The 20,198-nt window shown below is 64.6% G+C and carries 20 protein-coding genes; 16 read left to right on the top strand and 4 right to left on the bottom strand.

The window, feature by feature from the left end; genetic code table 11:
• The first annotated feature begins 272 nt into the window (after positions 1-272).
• The 5 genes from AC1RQP_RS03785 to AC1RQP_RS03765 all read left to right on the top strand — a co-directional run bounded on the left by AC1RQP_RS03785 (position 273) and on the right by AC1RQP_RS03765 (position 4,444).
• A complete protein-coding gene (locus AC1RQP_RS03785) occupies positions 273-803 on the top strand; it encodes a DedA family protein (protein WP_239623433.1) in 531 nt (176 codons plus the stop codon).
• A 226-nt stretch (positions 804-1,029) separates the two neighbouring features.
• On the top strand, positions 1,030-1,695 hold the full coding sequence (locus AC1RQP_RS03780) for an FMN-binding negative transcriptional regulator (RefSeq protein WP_492935977.1): 666 nt from the start codon (positions 1,030-1,032) through the stop codon (positions 1,693-1,695).
• Positions 1,692-2,690 carry an N-acetyl-gamma-glutamyl-phosphate reductase gene (argC, locus tag AC1RQP_RS03775; RefSeq protein WP_492935976.1) on the top strand — a complete coding sequence of 333 codons (999 nt, stop codon included), beginning with the start codon at positions 1,692-1,694 and terminating at the stop codon, positions 2,688-2,690. The genes AC1RQP_RS03780 and argC (AC1RQP_RS03775) overlap by 4 nt, the downstream gene beginning before the upstream one ends.
• Before the next feature lie 99 nt (positions 2,691-2,789).
• The gene (argC, locus tag AC1RQP_RS03770; RefSeq protein ID WP_492935975.1) at positions 2,790-3,836 is read left to right on the top strand and encodes an N-acetyl-gamma-glutamyl-phosphate reductase; all 1,047 of its coding nucleotides are present in this window, start codon (positions 2,790-2,792) and stop codon (positions 3,834-3,836) included.
• Between the two features lie 14 nt (positions 3,837-3,850).
• Positions 3,851-4,444, top strand: a complete 594-nt coding sequence (locus AC1RQP_RS03765) for a class I SAM-dependent methyltransferase (protein WP_028177572.1) — start codon at positions 3,851-3,853, stop codon at positions 4,442-4,444.
• A gap of 3 nt (positions 4,445-4,447) precedes the next feature.
• Here the strand turns inward: AC1RQP_RS03765 and AC1RQP_RS03760 are convergent, their stop codons facing one another.
• Positions 4,448-4,846, bottom strand: coding sequence for an MAPEG family protein (locus AC1RQP_RS03760; protein ID WP_239623437.1), 399 nt, complete (start codon positions 4,844-4,846; stop codon positions 4,448-4,450).
• A 62-nt stretch (positions 4,847-4,908) separates the two neighbouring features.
• On the bottom strand, positions 4,909-6,717 hold the full coding sequence (locus AC1RQP_RS03755) for a PHA/PHB synthase family protein (protein ID WP_492935974.1): 1,809 nt from the start codon (positions 6,715-6,717) through the stop codon (positions 4,909-4,911).
• A gap of 252 nt (positions 6,718-6,969) precedes the next feature.
• On the opposite strand from AC1RQP_RS03755, the gene AC1RQP_RS03750 reads away from it, so the two are divergent.
• From AC1RQP_RS03750 to AC1RQP_RS03730, 5 genes are all read left to right on the top strand, one after another.
• A complete protein-coding gene (locus AC1RQP_RS03750) occupies positions 6,970-7,245 on the top strand; it encodes a hypothetical protein (RefSeq protein WP_492935973.1) in 276 nt (91 codons plus the stop codon).
• A 213-nt stretch (positions 7,246-7,458) separates the two neighbouring features.
• Positions 7,459-8,679 carry an LL-diaminopimelate aminotransferase gene (locus AC1RQP_RS03745; protein WP_239623440.1) on the top strand — a complete coding sequence of 407 codons (1,221 nt, stop codon included), beginning with the start codon at positions 7,459-7,461 and terminating at the stop codon, positions 8,677-8,679.
• Positions 8,680-8,708: 29 nt separating this feature from the next.
• Positions 8,709-10,025, top strand: coding sequence for a homoserine dehydrogenase (locus AC1RQP_RS03740; RefSeq protein ID WP_492935972.1), 1,317 nt, complete (start codon positions 8,709-8,711; stop codon positions 10,023-10,025).
• A gap of 80 nt (positions 10,026-10,105) precedes the next feature.
• The gene (gene glpX, locus AC1RQP_RS03735) at positions 10,106-11,107 is read left to right on the top strand and encodes a class II fructose-bisphosphatase (protein ID WP_239623442.1); all 1,002 of its coding nucleotides are present in this window, start codon (positions 10,106-10,108) and stop codon (positions 11,105-11,107) included.
• A gap of 141 nt (positions 11,108-11,248) precedes the next feature.
• Positions 11,249-11,968: a haloacid dehalogenase type II gene (locus AC1RQP_RS03730; protein WP_239623443.1), complete on the top strand. Its 720-nt coding sequence runs from the start codon at positions 11,249-11,251 to the stop codon at positions 11,966-11,968.
• 76 nt (positions 11,969-12,044) lie between these two features.
• On the opposite strand, the gene AC1RQP_RS03725 is transcribed toward AC1RQP_RS03730, so the two are convergent.
• Positions 12,045-13,016: an MBL fold metallo-hydrolase gene (locus tag AC1RQP_RS03725; protein WP_492935971.1), complete on the bottom strand. Its 972-nt coding sequence runs from the start codon at positions 13,014-13,016 to the stop codon at positions 12,045-12,047.
• Positions 13,017-13,198: 182 nt separating this feature from the next.
• Positions 13,199-13,855 (bottom strand): GntR family transcriptional regulator, encoded by a 657-nt coding sequence (locus AC1RQP_RS03720; protein WP_492935970.1) that lies wholly within the window; start codon positions 13,853-13,855, stop codon positions 13,199-13,201.
• A 117-nt stretch (positions 13,856-13,972) separates the two neighbouring features.
• On the opposite strand from AC1RQP_RS03720, the gene AC1RQP_RS03715 reads away from it, so the two are divergent.
• Genes AC1RQP_RS03715 through AC1RQP_RS03690 form a run of 6 tightly spaced genes read left to right on the top strand, consistent with a single transcriptional unit; the run spans position 13,973 to position 20,179 of the window.
• Positions 13,973-14,767: an enoyl-CoA hydratase/isomerase family protein gene (locus tag AC1RQP_RS03715; RefSeq protein ID WP_492935969.1), complete on the top strand. Its 795-nt coding sequence runs from the start codon at positions 13,973-13,975 to the stop codon at positions 14,765-14,767.
• A 9-nt stretch (positions 14,768-14,776) separates the two neighbouring features.
• Positions 14,777-16,036, top strand: a complete 1,260-nt coding sequence (locus tag AC1RQP_RS03710) for a CaiB/BaiF CoA transferase family protein (protein WP_492935968.1) — start codon at positions 14,777-14,779, stop codon at positions 16,034-16,036.
• A gap of 59 nt (positions 16,037-16,095) precedes the next feature.
• Positions 16,096-17,088, top strand: coding sequence for a Bug family tripartite tricarboxylate transporter substrate binding protein (locus AC1RQP_RS03705; protein ID WP_492935967.1), 993 nt, complete (start codon positions 16,096-16,098; stop codon positions 17,086-17,088).
• A 57-nt stretch (positions 17,089-17,145) separates the two neighbouring features.
• A complete protein-coding gene (locus AC1RQP_RS03700; protein WP_492935966.1) occupies positions 17,146-17,628 on the top strand; it encodes a tripartite tricarboxylate transporter TctB family protein in 483 nt (160 codons plus the stop codon).
• Positions 17,629-17,639: 11 nt separating this feature from the next.
• Positions 17,640-19,178, top strand: a complete 1,539-nt coding sequence (locus AC1RQP_RS03695; RefSeq protein ID WP_492935965.1) for a tripartite tricarboxylate transporter permease — start codon at positions 17,640-17,642, stop codon at positions 19,176-19,178.
• Positions 19,175-20,179 carry a 4-hydroxythreonine-4-phosphate dehydrogenase PdxA gene (locus AC1RQP_RS03690; protein ID WP_492935964.1) on the top strand — a complete coding sequence of 335 codons (1,005 nt, stop codon included), beginning with the start codon at positions 19,175-19,177 and terminating at the stop codon, positions 20,177-20,179. Before AC1RQP_RS03695 ends, AC1RQP_RS03690 begins: the two co-directional genes overlap by 4 nt.
• Positions 20,180-20,198 lie beyond the last annotated feature (19 nt).

Below are 20,198 nucleotides of genomic sequence, written 5' to 3'. Positions count from 1 at the left end.
TATCTTGATGCGTTTTGAGGGCCGCATGGGCGGCGAATCGGTTGGCCCGACTATGCCACTTCTGCCTTGGAAAGGTTACCGCCGGCGGGCTGGCGGTGTGGGTTGGGAGCCAATCCCGGCGATTTTACGCCGCAGGGCCCACAAGTTCCCGGCAATTTGACGGTTCGCCAGGCGTCATGTCGGGTTTTGTGACTTGATGTCACACAAGTCCTTGGCTTACCAGTCCTTTTCATCGAGCAGCACCTTGAGACGGGGCGGGAAGGCTATTTTTGATGGAGCAATTTGCGCACGCCCTGGCCGATTTCGTGCGCGTTCACCAGGCCTGGGCGGCACCGATCGTGTTTCTGCTCGCCTTCGGGGAGTCGCTTGCGTTCATCTCGTTGCTGGTTCCGGCCTGGGGCGCGCTGGTGGCCATCGGCGCGCTGATCGGGGCCAGCGGCATCAGTTTCTTTCCGGTCTGGATTGCCGGCGGCCTTGGCGCGGCGCTGGGCGACTGGGTCTCCTACTGGTTCGGCTACCGCTACAAGGAGAGGGTTGCCCAGATGTGGCCGCTCTCGCGCTATCCGGACCTGCTGCCCAGAGGCGAGGCTTTCGTGCGCAGCTGGGGCATACCCAGCATCTTCATCGGGCGCTTCTTCGGCCCCTTGCGCGCCTCCGTGCCGCTGGCAGCCGGCATCTTCGAGATGCCTTATTGGAGCTTCCAGGCCGCCAATTTCGTCTCGGCCCTGATCTGGTCCGCCGTGCTCCTGCTGTTCGGCGACGTGCTCGCCAAGCTCATGGAATGGATCTGGCGCGTCATCTGACGCCGGCACCTTGACCGGAACCCGATCTGGCCTTATAGCCGCGCGCCATGATCAACGCCGCGACCATCCTGTTCGCCCGTCGCCGCCGCCGCTCTTTTGCGGTTTGGGCGGTCGATCGCGTTTGAGATCATCGTCTTTGCCGCTGGATCCGATCCGCGGCATTCTCTCTCCTGTCAGCGCGATCTGATCCGGCGGCTCCCCCGAGGAGGCCCAGCAGGAGACCACGATGTACACGCCACCCTTTTTCAAGCAGGACCGCGCCGCGAGCCTGAAGTTCGCCGACGAGCGCGGCTTCGGGACCATGTGCGCCTTCGACGGCCACAAGCCCATCGCCTCGCCATTGCCGTTCTATCTGACTTACGGCGCTGACGGCACGCCGCATGCCGCCTTTCATCTGGCCCGTCACAATCCGCTGCTAAAGCTGGCGGATGGTGCTGTGTCCTGGCTGCTCGCAGTCAACGGCCCCGATGCCTATGTGTCGCCGGACTGGTACGTCTCGCCGGATCAGGTGCCGACCTGGCTCTACCAGTCGGTGCATCTGAGCGGGCCGGTGCGGCTGCTGTCGGATGACGAGCTGTCGGTGCAGCTCGACACGCTCAGCGAAAAGTTCGAGAGCTGGCTGCTGCCGAAGAAGCCATGGACGTCGGGCAAGATGACCGCCGGGCGGTTCGAGGCGATGAAGAAGGCGATCGTGGGTCTGGTCATGACGGTTGAAGAGGTCGAGGGCAGCTTCAAGCTGAACCAGCACAAGTCGGACGCCGATTTCGCAGCGATCGCGAACGCGCTTGGCGCCGGTGACGCCGACGCAAGAGAGATTTCACGGTTGATGCGGCACACCCGGCCGCAGATCTTCGCAGACGACACGAACATGCTCGAAAGGAGCGCGCCATGAGCCTTTCTGAAACCGGCCTCGCTGAGACCACGAAAGCCCCGACCACCAACGCGGCCAGGAAGCCCGCGACCGTCTTCGTCGACGGCGGCTCCGGCACCACCGGCCTCGGCATCAACGAGCGCCTCAAGCTCCAGAGCGATGTTGTGGTGAAGACCATCGCCGACGACAAGCGCAAGGACCCCGCGGCCAAGAAGGCGCTGATGGAGGAGGTGGACCTCGTCATCCTCTGCCTGCCGGACGATGCCGCGAAGGAGACCGTCGCGCTGGTCGACAGCATGGGCGCGTCTGCGCCGAAGGTGCTGGACGCCTCGACGGCGTACCGGGTCGCGCCGGACTGGGCCTACGGCTTTCCGGAGCTGACCCCGGACCAGGCCGGCAGGATCAAGGCGGCGAAGAAGGTCTCCAATCCCGGCTGCTATCCGACCGGCGCGATCGCGCTGCTGCGGCCGATCGTCGATGCCGGCCTGCTGCCATCAGATTATCCCGTCACCGTCAATGCCGTGAGCGGCTATTCCGGCGGCGGCAAGTCGATGATCGCGAGCTTCGACGACGGCAGCGCGCCGTCCTTCGAGCTCTACGGCCTTGGCTTCGAGCACAAGCATCTGCCGGAGATGCAGCTCTACTCCAACCTGACGCGGCGCCCGATCTTCATTCCCTCGGTCGGCAACTACCGGCAAGGTATGCTGGTCTCGGTGCCGCTGCAGCTCGACATGCTGCCGGGCAAGACCGGCGGCGCCGACCTGCAGGCGGCGATGGCAAAGCGCTACGCCGGTTCGAAATACGTCAAGGTGATGCCGCTCCAGAACGAGGCGACCAAGGCCGGCCGGCTCGAACCGGAGGCGCTCAACGAGACCAACATGCTCGAGCTCTACGTCTTCGCCAGCGACAAGTACCATCAGGCACTGCTGGTCGCCCGGCTCGACAATCTCGGCAAGGGCGCATCCGGCGCAGCCGTGCAGAACATGCGGCTGATGCTGGGTCTTGCCGACAAGTAGCTGATCGAGCGTTGCTCGCGAGGCCAGCCCGGTGGAGGAAGCGACACTGCAACTTTCTCCCCGGCAAGACGATCCAATGACGCCTGGAAGGGACGCGTGATGAGTTCGAAGAAGATCGGCATTCTCGGCGCCTCCGGTTACACCGGGGCCGATGCGGTGCGCCTATTGGCGCGGCATCCGGATGCCGAGATCGTCACGCTCACCGCCAACACCCACGCCGGCAAGTCGATGGGCGACGTGTTTCCGCATTTCTTCATGCTGAACCTGCCGAAACTGATGGAATGGGAAAAGGTCGACTGGAGCAAGCTCGATGCGGTGTTCTGCGGGCTGCCGCACGGCACCACGCAGGAAATCATCGCCGCGGTCCTCAGGGCAAATCCCAAAATCAAGGTCCTCGACATGTCCGCCGATTTCAGGCTGCGGGACAAGAACACCTATGCGCAATGGTACGGCCACGAGCACCGGGCGCTCGAATTGCAGGCCGAAGCGGTTTATGGCCTGACCGAATTTTATCGCGAAAAGATCACGTCGGCGCGGCTGGTCGCCTGTCCCGGCTGCTATCCCACGGCGGCGCTGCTCGCGCTGGTGCCGCTTGCGAAGGCCAAACTGATCGACATCGACGACATCGTCATTGACGCGAAATCGGGCGTCACCGGCGCCGGCCGCGGGCTGAAACAGAACACGTTGTTCAGCGAGGCGGGCGAGGGGCTGTCGCCCTATTCGGTCGGCACCCACCGGCACGCGCCCGAGATCGAGCAGGAGATCGGCGTCGCCACCGGTTCCGCGGTGACGATCAACTTCACGCCGCATCTTATTCCGATGGCGCGCGGCGAACTCTGCACGTCCTACGTCAAGCTCAACGGCGCGACACCGGACGATCTGCGAGCCGTGCTGGAGCAGGCTTATGCCAACGAGCCCTTCGTGCATGTTGCCAGGAAGGGCGTGCTGCCGCAGACCCAGAATGTGCGCGGCTCCAACTATGTGCAGATCGGCGTCGTCGCCGACCGGATCAAGAACCGGGCGATCGTGATTTCCACGCTCGACAATCTGGTGAAGGGGTCGGCCGGGCAGGCGATCCAGAACATGAACCTGATGTTCGGGCTGCCCGAGACGACGGGGCTGGAGCAGATCGCGCTGTTCCCATGACACGAGGTACTGCGGTGGACGAAGCGACCTTGCAATTCTACCGCGGCCATGCCGCGTCCTATGCTGGCTGGGCGAAGGCACCGTCGACGCGGCTGCTTGACTTCCTGGCCCTGCTGCCATCCGGCGGCGCGATCCTCGAGCTGGGCTGCGGCGCCGGCAATCATGCGGCGGTGATGCTGGCCGAAGGGTTTTCGGTGCGCGCGACCGACGGTTCGCCTGAAATGGCCGAGATTGCCTCGCAGCGGCTCGGTCATCCCGTCGAGACGATGCGGTTCGACCAACTGGACGCGCAGGAGGCCTATGACGGCGTCTGGGCCAGCGCCTGTCTCCTGCACGTCCCGCGCGACGAGCTTGCCGGCATCCTCGGGCGCATTCATCGTGCGCTCAAGCCTTCAGGCGTGTTCTACGCCAGCTACAAGATGGGCGAGGGGGACGGTCGCGACAGCCTCGATCGCTACTACAACTATCCGCCGCGCGAATGGCTCGAGGCGACTTACGCTGGCGCAGGTCCGTGGATCACGCTGTCAGCCGAAACCAACGTGATCCAGAGTTTCGACAAGACGCCGGCCAACATGCTGCATCTCGTCGTTCGCAAGGTCGCGGCCTGATCTCTAGAAGATATTGAAGATTGCCAGCGCCAGAACGGCCTGGGCGAGGAAGCCGACGGTGAAGGCGAGCGTGCGGAACACCGGGATCCCGAGTGCATAGACGATCAGATGTGCGACGCGCGACCAGAAATAAACGGCGCAGGCGAGCACGGTCCACTTCGTGGAATAGTCGATCGCGTTCAGGATCAGCACCAGCGGGGCGAAGATCACGAGATTCTCGACCGCGTTGTCATGCGCGAACATCAGCCGGTTCGCCCATTCCGCCTGCGGCTTGTCGCCGCGCGACGGGTTGGCCATGGCACCGCTAAGCCCGCGAACCTGGCAGCGATTGATGGTGTAGGGAATCCAGAGTATCCCGGTCAGGATCACCGTCAGTGTCAGCCAGAACAATTCGCGCGTCATAGTCCGGTTCCCTCAGTCGTCGCGGTGGTGCAAGCAAGCTTATACAAGCGCGGGAGATTCCGCTATGCGCGAACCCTGACATAGCTGCCGGGTGCATCCTCGATCGGTGGGAATGCTTCGCTGCCGACCGCACGCGCCGGGACTTCCTCGGGATCGAGTTCGCCAACCCATTGGCGCCAGTCCGTCCACCACGAGCCCTTGTGCTCCACGGCGCCCTTCATCCACTGCCCGATACTGACGTCCTTGATGTTGTCGTTGGTCCAGTACTGGTACTTGTTCGAGGCGGGCGGATTGACCACGCCGGCGATGTGGCCCGAGCCGGACAGGACATACTTCACCGGACCGCCGAAGAATTGCGAGCCGTACAGCACTGATTCGGCCGGCGCGATGTGGTCCTCGCGGGTGGCGAGATTGTAGACCGGCACCTTCACCTTGGAGAGGTCGAGCAGGGTGTTGTCGAGCACCATCGTGCCGGTGGAGAGCCGGTTCTCCAGATAGCAATTGCGCAGGTAATAGGAATGGTTGGCTGCGGTCATCCGTGTCGCGTCCGAGTTCCAGTGCAACAGGTCGAACGCGCTCGGCTGCTGGCCCTTCAGATAGTTGCTGACGACATAAGACCAGATCAGGTCGTTGGAGCGCAGCATGTTGAAGGCCATCGCCATTTTCGAGCCTTCGAGCACGCCGGCGGCCTTCATGTCCTGCTCGAGCGCCGAGATCTGCTCCTCGTCGACGAACACGAGGAGATCGCCGGCATGGGTGAAGTCGATCTGGGCGGCGAAGAACGTCGCGGACGATACGCGCTGGCGGCGCTTCTCGGCGAGCCAGGCGAGCGTGGTCGCGAGCATGGTGCCGCCGACGCAATAGCCGGCGGTGTGCACCTTCATCTCGCCGGTGACCTTCTCGATCACGTCCATCGCCGTGAGCGGGCCCTCCTTCATGTAGGCTTCCCAGCTCTTGTTGCCGAGCCGCTTGTCGGGATTGACCCATGAGATCACGAACACGGTGATGCCCTGATCGACGCACCACTTGATGTAGGATTTCTCCGGCTTCAGATCGAGGATGTAGAACTTGTTGATCCAGGGCGGCACGATCAGGAGCGGCGTGCGCAGCACCTTCTCCGTGGTCGGAGCGTACTGGATCAGCTGCATGATCTCGTTCTGGTAGATCACCTTGCCCGGCGTCGTTGCCATGTTGACGCCGACGACGAGATTGTCCGGATCGGACTGGCGGATCTTCAGCATGCCCTTGCCGGCCGCGATGTCCTCGGCCAGCATCTTCAAGCCGCGCGCGAGGTTCTCGCCGCTGCTCGCCACCGTCTCGCGCAGCACCTCCGGATTGGTCAGCACGAAGTTGGACGGCGACAATGCGTTGATGACCTGCTGGATGTAGAACTCCGCCTTGCGGCGGGTCTGCGGATCGAGCCCTTCGGCATCGCGCACCAGCTCCTGCGCCCATTTGGTCGTGAGCAGATAGAGCTGCATGACGAAGTCGAAGAACTGGTTCGACTTCCATTCCGGATCGGCAAAGCGCTTGTCGCGCGGCGAGGGCGCGATCGCGGGCTGGGCGTCCTGACCGGCCATGCGGCGCACCGCCGAGCCCCAGAGGTCGAGATAGTCCTTCGCGAGCTTGGTCTGCAGATCGGAGGAGCGGGAGGTGTCGGACAGCCAGTATTCGGCGACCGACGTGAAGGTCCTGACGACCTCGGCAAGCTCGGCCGGCGGGCGGTCCTGCACCTCGCCGCTCTCGCGCGGCTTGAGATAGGCGGCGAGCGCCTTGCCGCCGCTCTCCATCGCCCGCGCGACATTCATCGCGAAGGCTTCCGCGTCGAACTTCGTCCCGGGTTTCGGCGTGTCGGTTGTGGCCATGCTCATGAGCAGAACAGTAACGATTCATTCCGTATTCGTCACCGCGAAGCTCGCATGTTTGACGTTAAACACTCTCGAAGATGTGTTGCACTGCGACAAATCTTCTTGGGTTCCGTCACAATCGAGCCGCACCGCTCGTCTTGTTGGGCCGGGGCTGTTTTCGCTCGCACCATTTGGGCAGCAATGGTTTGAGCTTGGGCGCGGTCTTGGGTAAGGTTGCCCGGGGCCGTGCTTTGGGACGAGTAGGGGATTTCCCAAGTGTTGGCGTTATGGGACCTGAAAAAGACGCGGCCGATCTGCAGCGTGCTGCTGCTCGCGGCGCTCGCCCTCGGCGGATGCTCGAGCCAGCTCGCGGATCTGACCCCGGGGGATGCACAGCCGCATGTCAGGGAGCCCGGCACGTATCTGCCGGTGCATGACCTGCCGCCGGATCGCGATGAGGCGATCATCCCGCCGGACCGGCGCGCCAAGATCGAGGCCGAGCTCGCCGCGGCACGCGATCGCCAGGCGGTGGCCGCCAAGGACGCCAAATGAGGCGCAAGGTAATCGCTGGCGCCTCAGCCTTGCCGTGCTAAAAGATTCCGGTTCAGCCAAGAGTCAGGGCGAACGACTTCAGTCCTCGTCGTCGATGATTGCTCTAAGTATTTGATTTTGAGTGATTTTCGCGATGAGCATGAGCGCCTTTTGAAATGGCCCTCGTGGTCTGTCGATTCTGTCCTGACCGGTTGCCCGGAGCCCTAGAGAGCCATGGAAGAATTTTACCGCATCCGCCGCCTGCCGCCTTACGTATTCGAACAGGTCAACCGGGCCAAGGCAGCCGCGCGGAATGCCGGGGCCGACATCATCGACCTCGGCATGGGCAATCCGGATCTGCCGGCGCCGGCGCATGTGCTGGAGAAGCTGAAGGAGACGCTGGGCAAGCCGCGCACCGACCGCTACTCGGCTTCTCGCGGCATTCCCGGACTGCGCAGGGCCCAGGCCGGCTACTACGCCCGCCGTTTCGGCGTGAAGCTCAATCCCGAAACCCAGGTGGTGGCGACGCTGGGTTCGAAGGAAGGCTTTGCCAATGTGGCGCAGGCGATCACCGCGCCCGGCGACGTCATCCTCTGTCCGAACCCGAGCTATCCGATTCATGCCTTCGGCTTCTTGATGGCGGGCGGTGTGATCCGCTCGGTGCCGTCCGAGCCGACGCCGCAATTCTTCGAGGCGGCGGAGCGGGCGATCGTGCATTCGATTCCGAAGCCGCTGGCGCTGGTCGTCTGCTATCCCTCGAACCCGACCGCCTATGTCGCGAGCCTCGATTTCTACAAGGACCTCGTCGCCTTCGCGAAGAAGCACGAGATCCTGATCCTGTCCGATCTCGCCTATGCCGAGGTCTATTTCGACGAGAACAACCCGCCGCCCTCGGTGCTCCAGGTGCCCGGCGCGATGGACGTCACCGTCGAGTTCACCTCGATGTCGAAGACGTATTCGATGGCCGGCTGGCGCATGGGCTTTGCGGTCGGCAATGAGCGCGTGATCGCGGCGCTCGCCCGCGTCAAATCATACCTCGACTACGGCGCGTTCACGCCGGTCCAGGTCGCCGCGACCGCCGCGCTGAACGGTCCGGACGATTGCATCAGGGAGATGCGCGACACCTACCGCAAGCGCCGCGACGCGCTGGTGGAATCGTTCGGCCGCGCCGGCTGGGAGATCCCGCCGCCGGAGGCCTCGATGTTCGCCTGGGTGCCGCTGCCGGAAGCCTTCCGCAGCGTCGGCAGCATGCAGTTCGCGACCCTGATGGTGGAGAAATCCGGCGTTGCGGTCTCGCCCGGCGTCGGCTTTGGCGAGCATGGTGAAGGATATGTCCGCATCGCCATGGTGGAAAACGAGCAACGGATCAGGCAGGCCGCGCGCGGCGTGCGCCGCTTCCTTGAAAGCGGCATCGAAACGTTGCACAACGTCGTTCCGCTCGCCAATCGGCGTTGAGTTCTCTTCGGCAGGTTTTCTAAGACATCATGGTTGCACCCCTGAAAGTGGGCATAGCGGGGCTCGGCACCGTGGGCGCCGAAGTAGTCCGTTTGATCGAAACGCAGGCGCGCGTGCTCGCGGGCCGCAGCGGCCGCGGCATCCGTGTCGTCGCCGTCACTGCGCGCTCGAAGGCCAAGAAGCGCGGCGTCGACCTGCGCGGCGTCGAATGGGCCAGGGATCCGATGGCGCTGGCCACCCATCCCGAGGTCGACTGCTTCGTCGAACTGATGGGCGGCGCCGGCGATCCGGCGCTGTCGGCTGTGGAAGCCGCGCTGAGCGCCGGCAAGTCGGTGGTCACCGCCAACAAGGCGCTGCTGGCCAAGCACGGAATCAAGCTCGCCAAGGCGGCTGAAAAGCACGGCGGCGCGCTGAATTTCGAGGCAGCGGTCGGCGCGGCGATCCCCGTCATCAAGACGTTACGTGAAGGTCTCGCCGGAACCGGCATCGACCGCGTCTACGGCATCCTCAACGGCACCTGCAACTACATCCTGACCCGGATGGAACAGGAGGGGCTGTCCTTCGCCGAATGCCTCAAGGACGCGCAGAGGCTCGGCTATGCCGAGGCCGATCCGTCCTTCGACGTCGACGGCCACGATACCGCACAGAAGCTCGCCATTCTCGCCAGCCTCGCCTTCGGCACGAAAGTTGCTCAAAGTGCGGTGTATGTCGAAGGTATCTCATCCATCGCGCCGGAAGATCTTCGCGCGGCCGCCGATCTCGGCTACCGCGTCAAGCTGCTCGGCGTTGCGGTCCGCACCACCAAGGGCATCGAGCAGCGCGTGCATCCGACCATGGTGCCGAAATCATCCTCGATCGCACAGGTGATGGGCGTCACCAATGCGGTCACGATCGACGGCGAGGGCATTCCGCCGATCACGCTGGTCGGTCCTGGCGCCGGGGGGGCTGCGACCGCATCCGCGGTCGTCGCCGACATCGCCGACGTTGCGCGCGGCATCCGTGCCAATCCGTTCGGCCGGCCGATCTCGCAGCTTCGCGACACCAAGAAGGCGCCGATGGAGCGGCACGAGGGCGGCTATTACATCCGTCTGCTCGCGCGCGACTTCCCCGGCACTGCGGCCGCGATCGCGACGCGGCTTGCAGAACAAAAGATCTCGATCGAGTCGATCGTGCAGCGTCATCCCAATGGCGGCGCTGCGCCCAGCGACGGCAAGGCGGTCCCCGTGCCCGTCATCCTGATTACCTATGCCACGCATGAGGACGCGGTGCGCCGCGCTCTTGCCGCCGTTCAGCGCGACAAGGTCATCAGCGGACGGCCGCAGGTCATCAGGATCGAGAAGAACTGACACGGTTCGAACGAACTGTGGGTGTTACGAGTTGATGCGGACGGAGATTTCCGGCCCAAACGTTTCGAAGGAGTGAGCCGATGTCGACCCATATTGAAGTCCCCCCGCACGCCTTGCTCGAGCGCATTCTGACGCTGGAGATCGTGCGGGTGACGGAGCGGGCGGCGGTGTCCTCGGCGCGGCTGCGCGGGCACGGCAACGAGAAAGCGGCCGACCAGGCCGCCGTCGACGCCATGCGGCGCGAGCTCAACAAGCTGCCGATCCAGGGCACCATCGTGATCGGCGAGGGCGAGCGCGACGAGGCGCCGATGCTCTATATCGGCGAGGAGGTCGGCCTCAAGACCGGACCCGAGGTCGACATCGCGGTCGACCCGCTCGAAGGCACCACGCTGTGCGCCAAGAACATGCCGGGCTCGATCGCCACCATGGCGATGGCCGACGGCGGCACGCTGCTGCACGCCCCCGACGTCTACATGCAGAAGCTCGCGATCGGCCCCGGTTACGACAAGGGCGTCGTCGATCTCGATGCGAGCCCTGCCGACAACGTCCGCCGCCTCGCCAAGGCCAAGGGGGTCAAGCCGGAAGGCATCACGGTGCTCGTGCTCGATCGTCCGCGCCATGCCGACATCATTGCGGGTGTGCGCTCGACCGGCGCCGCCGTGCGCCTGATCACCGACGGCGACGTCGCCGGCGTGATCCACTGCGCTGACCCCGACAACACCGGGGTCGACATGTATCTCGGCACCGGCGGCGCGCCGGAAGGTGTGCTCGCCGCCGTGGCGCTGCGCTGCATCGGCGGCCAGATGCAGTGCCGCCTCATCCTCGACTCCGAGGAGAAGCGCGAGCGCGCCGCCAAGATGGGCGTCAACGACCCCAAGATGATCTACGGCATCGAGGACATGGCGCGCGGCGACTGCCTGTTCGCCGCCACCGGCGTCACCACGGGCTCGCTGCTGTCGGGCGTCAAGTTCCGCAAGGACGGCGTGATCGAGACCGAGACGGTTGTGATGCGCTCCGTCACCGGCACCGTGCGCTACATCAAGGCCGAGCACCGCGAGCTCGCGAAGTTCCATCTGGACTGATCTCTACCGTCATTCCGGGGGGCGCGAAGCGCGAACCCGGAATGCAGAGATTGTTGCGCAAGGTTTTGCGTTCTCAGGGCCGCGCTTCGCGCGGTCCGATCGTCACGGAATGACAACGATAAGAAAATTGAGGATGCGTACATGTCCGATCTCTCCGCCGTCAAAGCCCTCGTCTTCGACGTGTTCGGCACCGTCGTCGACTGGCGCACCAGCCTGATCACCGACTTCATGTGGTGGGCGAAAGGTCGCGGCATCACCGCCGACTGGACCGCGCTCGTCGACGGCTGGCGCGGTATGTACATGGCCTCCATGGACGACGTGCGCCAGCATCCCGAGCGCGGCTACGTCATGCTGGATGATCTGCATCGCCGTTCGCTGGAGAAGCTGGTCGAGAAGTTCGCGATCAAGGGGCTTACCGAGTCCGATCTCGACTACCTCACCAAGGGCTGGCACCGCCTGCATCCCTGGCCGGACAGCGTCGCAGGCCTGACGCGGCTCAAATCGAAATTCGTGATCGCGCCGCTCTCGAACGGCAACGTCGCGCTGCTCACCAACATGGCGAAGTTCGCCGGCCTGCCGTGGGACCTCATCATGTCGGCCGAGCTGTTCGAGCATTACAAGCCCGATCCCGAGACCTATCTCGGCGCTGCAAAGCTGCTTTGCCTCAAGCCGGAGGAGGTGATGATGGTCGCCGCCCACAACGGCGATCTCGCGGCCGCGCAGAAGAACGGGCTGAAGACGGCGTTCGTGGCGCGGCCGACGGAATACGGTCCGCTGCAGAAGGTCGACTTCGAGGCGACCGGCAATTGGGACATCGTCGCCAAGGACTTTGGCGGCATCGCCGACCGGCTGGGGTGTTAGCCGACGTCCTCGGATGAAGATGCGCGGGCTGCACATCATCCGGGCGGCTCGCGCCGCCCGGATGTGATTTGCCGGCTTACAGCGTCATCTTCATCGGTTCGGGATAATAGTGGAATCCCTCACCGGCCTTGGCGACATGACCGTAGCCCGGCCAGGCGAAGTGATAGGACATCACCGGCGTCTTGTTCGCCGCGAGCATCGTGAGCAACTTTACACGCGATTCCGCCGCCTGCTTCGGATCCGTGTCGTAGGAGAACTCCATCCGCGGCCGCTCCAGCAGCAGCACCGAATGGTGCGAGAGGTCGCCGAGGAAGGCGAACGATTTCCCCGCCGACGAGACCATGAAGATGGTGTGGCCGACGGTGTGGCCCGGTGCCGCGATCGCCTGCACGCCGGGCAGGAATTCCTGGCCGTCCTTGAAGAACACGATGCGGTCGCGCACCGGCAGCAGGTTCTTGCGGGCGTGGACGACGAAGTCCTTGGCCGGGCTGCCGAGCTTGGCCTCGTCGGTCCAGAAGTCGAAATCGGTCTGCGAGATGTAGACCTGCGCGTTCGGGAACAGCGGCTTGCCGCCTTCGTCGACGATGCCGCCGATATGGTCGATATGGGCATGCGAGCAGACGACGGCGTCGATGTCGCCCGGCTTGATGCCGGCCTCGGTCATGCTCTTCTGTTGTCGCCCGGTGCTGGCGCCGAACATTTTCGAGCTGCCCATGCCCGTATCGAACAGGATCAGCTTGTCGCCGGTGTTCACGATCGGCGAGTTCTGTTCGAGCACGACATTGTCCGGCGACAGGAAATTGTCGGCGAGCATCTTCTTGACCTCTTCCTTGGGAACGCCGGTGAAGGTCCCCGAGGGATCGCCGAGCGGCAGCGGCCCGTCGGATACGACGGTCACCTCGGCGTCGCCGAGAATGAATCGGTGCCAGTAGGGAGTCTGCGTGCCGAGCTTGGGAGCCCGCGCCAGCGCGCTGCTGCCGAGCATGGCGCTGGCGCCGAGTCCCGCCCCGAGTGCGAGCAGGGACCGACGAGAGACATTGATTGTCATGCGTTTCCTCCGCTTTAGTCTTTTATCTTGCTTGTCTTGCGCCATCGTTCGCGCGGTTGCGACCGGCCTGATCAGCCATGTGGCCGGAGGTCGGCAGAAGCCATGCTGCGCCGGTTACGACAAGCTAGCAAGTAGAATTGGTCGGCGGATGCATGCGACCGCGGAATTGCGCGTTACGCAATTCACAGCGTGAGCTCATTGCCTTCCGTCTCGGCAAAGCCCGCCTGCAGAACCTCTTCGCGCTTGTGGCGGAGATGCGCCCGCAGGATATGGGCGAGGCCGACGCCGTCGCGCCGCTGCAGCGCGTTGAGGATCGCATCGTGCTCCTTCACGGCGAGCGCCCAGCGCTGCGGGGTCATCGGCGTGACATAGCGCGCGCGGCGGATGCGCGCGGTCACCGAGCTGTAGAGCCCCGCGAGCACAGGGTTTCCGGCTGCGCTGACAATGGCTTCGTGAATGGCACGGTTGCCACGGTAGTACTGGATCAGATCGCGCTCGCGATAATGCTGCACCATCTCCGCATGCGCGGCGGCGATCTCCTCGATCTCGGCGTCCGTGATGCGCTCGCAGGCGAGTTCGCCGGCGAGCGCCTCCAGGCCCTGGCAAACCTCGAACAGGTCGCGCATGTCCTTGTCGGTCAGCTTCGCCGCGCGCGAGCCGCGATGGGGCAGCAGCTGCACCAGGCCCTCGGCGGCGAGCACCTTGAGCGCCTCGCGCAGCGGTGTGCGCGAGATCTCCAGCCGTTCGCACAGCTCGCGTTCGGGAATCCGCACGCCCGGCGGGATTTCACCGTCGAGCAGGATGGCGCGGATGCGGCCAACGACTTCTTCGTGAAGCATGGGTCCTGGGCTCAATTTGAATGCAAAAATGGACTTACATGCGGATATATGCAAGTTCCAGCTTGAAAATCTCGCATTTTGCATTCAAAAATGGAAAAAATAGAAAGGTATGAGGAAATGGACCTGCAAGTGGCGGCAGAAGACCTCGTCTTCGAGCGCGACGACGGCATCGGGCGGATCACCTTCAACCGCCCGCAGGCCCGCAATGCCTTCACCTTCGCCATGTACGAGCGGCTCGCTGCGATCTGCGAGGAGGCCGACCGCGATCATGCAATCAAGGTGCTGGTGCTGCGCGGGGCCGGCGACAAGGCATTCGCTTTGGGCACCGACATCAACCAGTTTCGCGAATTCAAGACGCCGCAGGACGCGATCGACTACGAGAACCGCATCGATCGCGTGCTGACCACGCTGGAGCAGTGCCGGGTGCCGACGATCGCGGCGATCAACGGGTTCTGCACCGGGGGCGGGGCGGGCATTGCCGCGGCCTGCGATCTCCGCATCGGCACGAAGAGCACCAAGATCGGATTTCCGATCGCCCGCACGCTCGGCAATTGCCTGTCGATGTCCAATGTCAGTCGTCTCACGGCGCTCATCGGTGCCGCGCGCGTCAAGGACATCATTTTCACCGCGCGCCTCGTCGACGCCACGGAGGCCGCGAGTGTCGGGCTGCTCGGCGAAATCGTCGACGATCTTCCGGCGCTTGATCGGCGCGCCGACGAGGTGGCCCGCCTCGTCGCCAGCCATGCGCCGCTGACGCTGAATGCGACCAAGCAGGCCGTCGCGCGCCTGCAAAGGCGGCTGGCGCGGGACGAGGGCGAAGACCTCATCCTGATGTGCTACACGAGCCAGGATTTTCGCGAAGGGCTCGATGCTTTCCTCAACAAGCGCGCGCCCCAATGGCGCGGCCGATAGGACGGGCCGATGCATAGCGATCGATCGCAATCCACCTCTCGCCGCTCGGGACCGCTGGCCGGCCTCAAGGTCGTCGATCTCACCCATGTCATGGCGGGACCGACCTGCACCCTGATGCTCGCCGACATGGGCGCCGACGTGATCAAGATCGAGAAATGGCCGAACGGCGACGACACCCGTCATTCGGTGCCGCCGAAGATCGGGGACGAGGCGGCTTCCTTCCTGATGATGAACCGCAACAAGCGCGGCATCGTGCTGGACCTGAAGACCGATGGCGGCAAGCAGGTGCTGCGGCGCCTGATCGCGAGCGCCGACGTGCTGGTCGAGAATTTTGCGCCCGGCGCGATGGAGCGTCTCGGTTTCGGCTACGAGGCTCTGCACGCGGAATTCCCGGCGCTGATCTACTGCTCGCTGTCGGGCTTCGGCCGCACCGGCCCTTACAAGCATCGCCGCGGGTTCGATCTGGTCGCGCAGGCCATGAGCGGCATCATGAGCTTTACCGGCGAGCGTCCCGACGGCCCGCCCGTCAAATGCGGCCCCCCGCTGTCCGACATCACCGCCGGCCTGCTCGCGAGCATGGGCATTCTCGCCGCCTACACCCATCGCCTCAAGACGGGTGAAGGGCAGTGGGTCGAGACCTCGCTCTACGAGGCCGCGCTGGTGCAGACCTACTGGCAGTCGACCATCGCGCTGGCTGCCGGCACTGCGCCGCGCGCCATGGGCTCGGCGCATCCGCTCAACGCGCCGTACCAGGCGTTCGAAGCCTCGGACGGCTGGCTCGTCGTCGGCGGCGCCAACAAGAAGCATTGGCTCTTGATGCTGGAAGCGCTCGGCGCGAGCGAGCTTGCCTCCGATCCGCGCTTCGTCAACGGAGCCGACCGCATGGCGAATCTGAAGGAGCTCGAAGCCGTCCTGAGCGAGCGCTTTCGCACGAAGTCCCGGGCGCATTGGCTCGCGGCGCTGGACGAGAAGGGCGTGCCGTGCGGCCCCGTGCACGACATGCTGGAGGCTCTGAGCGATCCGCAGACGCTGGCGCGCGAGATGGTCGTCGAGGTCGAGCACTCGACGCTCGGTCCCGTCAAGACGATTGGGCTTCCCATCAAGTTTTCGGAGACCCCAGGCAAAGTGCGATCAGGCGCGCCGGTCTATGGTGAGCACACAAGCGAGGTGCTGGCCGAGCACGGGTTCGATCAGAAGCAGATCGAAGCGCTCGAAAAAGAAGGCGCGATCGTGCTGGCATCGGGAAGACGCGAGGAACGCGTCGCCTGAGTGGACGTGGAGCCGACAAGAACAAAGACAAAAAACATAAAAATCAACTGGAGGGAAACATGGGTCGGACGTCAACATTTTTGCTTTCCGCAGCCGTGACCGTGCTCGCCGGCGCGATGCCTGCGTCTGCGGCCTGGCAGCCGCAAAAGCCGATCGAGTTCGTGGCCACGGCCGGCCCGGGCGGCGGCACCGACAATCTTGCCCGCGCGGTGCAGAACATCATCACCAAGCACAAGCTGACGGAGCAGCCGATCGTCGTCGTCAACAAGGGCGGCGGCAGCGGCGCCGAAGGTTATGTCTATGGCAAGGCCTCCGCCGGCGATCCCCACAAGGTGATCTTCGGCACCTCCAACGCATGGCAGCAGCCGCTCGTCTCCAAGGTCGCCTTCAACTACACCGATCTCACCCCGATCGCGGCGATGGCGCAGGACGAGTTCCTGCTATGGGTCAAGCAGGACGCGCCCTACAAGACGGCGGGCGATTATCTGAAGGCGGCCGCATCGGGCGAGTTCAGGATGGGCGGCGCGCAGTCAAAGGACACCGATGAGGTCTTGACGCGCATGATCGAGAAGGCCGGCAAGGTCAAGCTGACCTATATCCCGTTCAAGAGCGGCGCCGAGACCGCCGTGCAGCTCGCCGGCGGTCATCTCGACTCCCACGTCAACAATCCCAGCGAAAGCCTCGGCCAATGGCGCGGCGGCACGCAGCGACCGCTCTGTGTTTTCAGCCCGAAGCGGCTGCCACAGGGCCCCAGGGTGACCGCGACCGAAGGCTGGAGCGACGTTCCGACCTGCGTCGAGCAGGGCCTCGACATCAATCAATACGAGCAGCCGCGCACCGTGTGGCTGCCCGGCAAGGTCACGCCGGAGCAGGCGGCATTCTATGTCGACCTCATGAAGAAGGTGCAGGCGACGCCCGAGTGGAAGGACTACATCGAGAAGACCTCGCAGGTCGACACCTTCCTGACCGGTGCGGAGTTCGACAAATTCATCAAGGAGGATCTCGAGCACATCAGGCAGGTCGCGGGCGAGCAGGGTTGGCTCGTCAAGTGAGGCGCGACGACTGCGCGCCATGACGTCCTGTTGTCCCTCGTTCATCAGGGAGCCTCGATGATATCCCGCCGCGCCCTCGAGCTTGCGACCGCCGTCCTCACCGGCGGATTCGGTATCGCCGTCGTCGTCTCCAGTCTGGACAACGGCATCGGCTGGTCGAGTGCGGGTGTGGAGGCCGGCACGTTCCCGCTTCTGACCGGCATCATCATCGTGCTCGGAAGCCTCTACAATCTGGCGCGGGGCGTGCTGCCGGCCGCAACACTGGCGAATGTCCCGATCGCCATCACGTCCACCGAGCTGCGCCGGCTCGCCGGCCTGTTCGTGCCGGCTGCGATTTTCGTGGCCGCGATTCCGCTGGCCGGGATGTATCTCGCTTCGGCGTTTTACGTCTTCGCAGTGCTGGCGGTCCCCCGGCACCAATCCGTGCCCCGTGCGCTCGCCATGGCGGGGGCGACGACACTCGCGCTCTACGTCGTGTTCGAGCGCCTGTTCCAGGTCAGCCTGCCGCACGGCGCGCTCGCCGCCGCGTTCGGGTTCTGACGGAGAGGCCGATGGATAATCTCGCAGACCTCCTGCATGGCTTTTCCATCGCGGTCACCATGCCGCATCTGGCCCTGATGGCAGTCGGTGTGCTGCTCGGTATTCTCGTCGGCGTGCTGCCAGGGCTCGGCGCTCCGAACGGGGTGTCGCTGCTCTTGCCGCTGACCTTCGGCATGCAGCCGGTCTCGGCGATCATCCTGCTCTCCAGCATGTATTGGGGTGCGCTGTTCGGCGGCTCGGTGACCTCGATCCTGTTCAACATTCCGGGCGAGCCGTCCTCGGTCGCGACCACCTTTGACGGCTACCCCATGGCGCGCGACGGCCGGCCGACGACGGCGCTCGCCACCGCCTTCGGCTCGGCGGCCTTCGGCGCGCTGATCGGCGTCATCCTGATCACTTTCCTCGCATCCTGGGTGGCGCAAGTTGCGCTCGCGTTCGGGCCGGCCGAGTATTTTGCCGTCTATTTCCTCGCCTTCGCCAGCTTCGTCGGCATGGGCGGTGCGGCGCCGATCAAGACCGTCGTGGCGCTGGCCATCGGCTTTGCCATCGCCGCCATCGGTATCGACACGGTCTCCGGCAGTGTGCGCCTCACCATGGGTGTCGATGAGCTGGTCAAGGGCGTGAGCTTCGTCGTCGCGGTGATGGGCCTGTTCGGCATCGGCGAGCTGCTGGTCGCGGTCGAGGAGGAGTTTCATGCCCGCGCGGTGTCGTCGAAGATCGATTGGGCCGAGGTGTTTCGCGCCGTCGGCCGCTTGCCGCGGCATGGCGTTGCGCTGCTGCGCAGCGCCGCGATCGGGTGCTGGATGGGGATTACGCCGGGCGGACCGACCGCGGCCTCCTTCATGAGCTACGGCATCGCCCGCCGCTTCTCGCGCCGTGGCCGGCATTTCGGCACCGGCGAGGTTGAAGGCATCATCTCGCCGGAGACGGCCGATCATGCCGCCGGGACGAGCGCGCTCTTGCCGATGCTCTCGCTCGGCATTCCCGGCTCTGCGACCGCGGCCGTCATGATGGGCGGGCTGATGATCTGGGGTCTCAATCCCGGCCCGATGCTGTTCGTCGACCAGAAGGATTTCGTCTGGGGCCTGATCGCCTCGATGTATGTCGGCAACATCGTCGCCGTCGCGCTGGTGCTGCTGACCGTTCCGGTCTTCGCCGCCTTGATGCGGATTCCCTTCGTGGTGATCGCGCCGCTGATCGTGATCATCTGCGTCGTTGGCGCCTATTCGGTGTCGAACTCCTATCTCGACGTGGTGATGATGCTCGGCTTCGGTGTCGTCGGCTATCTCTTCAAGAAGCTGTTCTATCCGCTGGCGCCGCTCGTGCTCGCGATCGTCATCGGCGACAAGGCCGAGGATGCGTTCCGGCAGTCGATGCTGATTTCCAAGGGCTCCCTGGGCATCTTCTTCGCGAACAAGCTGGTGACCTGCCTGATCGTGGGGGGCATCGCGCTGTTGCTGCTTCCGCTCGTGCTGCAGCTTGCGCGTCTCTGGCATAAGCCCGCGCCCTCCGCGACCGACGCGGTCGCCCCGGACAAGGTGATCATATGACCGCAAATCCGCTCATCGCATTGGCAATGGGGGATCCCGCCGGCATCAGTCCGGAGCTGACGGCCAAGCTCGCGATGCAGGACGACGTCCGTGCGAGCTGCAGGCTCGTCGTCATCGGTGACCGCCGCATCTTCGACGAAGGTGCGCGCATCGCCGGGATCAAGCCGGACCTGATCATGGCGGAGCAGGGAGCCGACCTGCGCGCGGCGACAGCCGACTTGCTGTTCGTCGATCTTCGCCACCTCGATCCCAGCGACGTCGAGCTGAAGACCGCGACGCTTGCCGGCGGCAAGTTCGCGCTGGCGAACTATCGGCACGCGCTCGAGCTCGGCCGCGATGGCCGCGTCGACGCCGTCTGCTTCACGCCCTTCAACAAGCAGGCGATGCGGCTGGCGCGCGCCGAATATGACGACGAGATCGCGTTCTCGGCCGAGGTCGTCGGCCTCACGACGCCGGCAAGCGAATTCAACGTGCTGGACCGGCTCTGGAACGCACGGGTCACCTCTCATATTCCGCTCAAGGACGTCGCTGCAAAGCTGTCCAGCGAACGCATCCATCGCGCGCTCAAGCTGACCGATTCCTGCATGCGCAATGCCGGCTTCGTGCGACCGCGCATCGCGGTCGCTGGCATCAATCCCCATGCCGGCGACGGCGGCAGTTTCGGCCGCGAGGAGATCGACGTGATTGCGCCGGCGGTTGCGGCCGGCCAGCGCGAGGGCATTGCCGCCGATGGACCGTTTCCCGCCGATACCGTGTTTCTGCGCGCCAAGGCGGGCGCGTTCGACGCGGTGCTGACGATGTATCACGACCAGGGCCAGATCGCGATGAAGCTGATGGGCTTCGATCGCGGCGTGACCTTGCTCGGCGGTTTTCCGTTCCCGATCTGCACGCCCGCCCACGGCACCGCCTACGACATCGCAGGGCAAGGCATTGCATCGGTTGGGGCTAGCCGCGCTGCTCTGCTGCTTGCAGCCGAAATGGCGGCGCGTCGCGGCCTCTGACGGCACGAGCCGGTCCGGC

The sequence above is a fragment of the Bradyrhizobium sp. GW821-FHT13H06 genome (genome assembly GCF_058803975.1).
The sequence above is the reverse complement of the archived record's forward strand: the minus strand, read 5'-3'. Positions and strand labels throughout refer to the sequence as shown.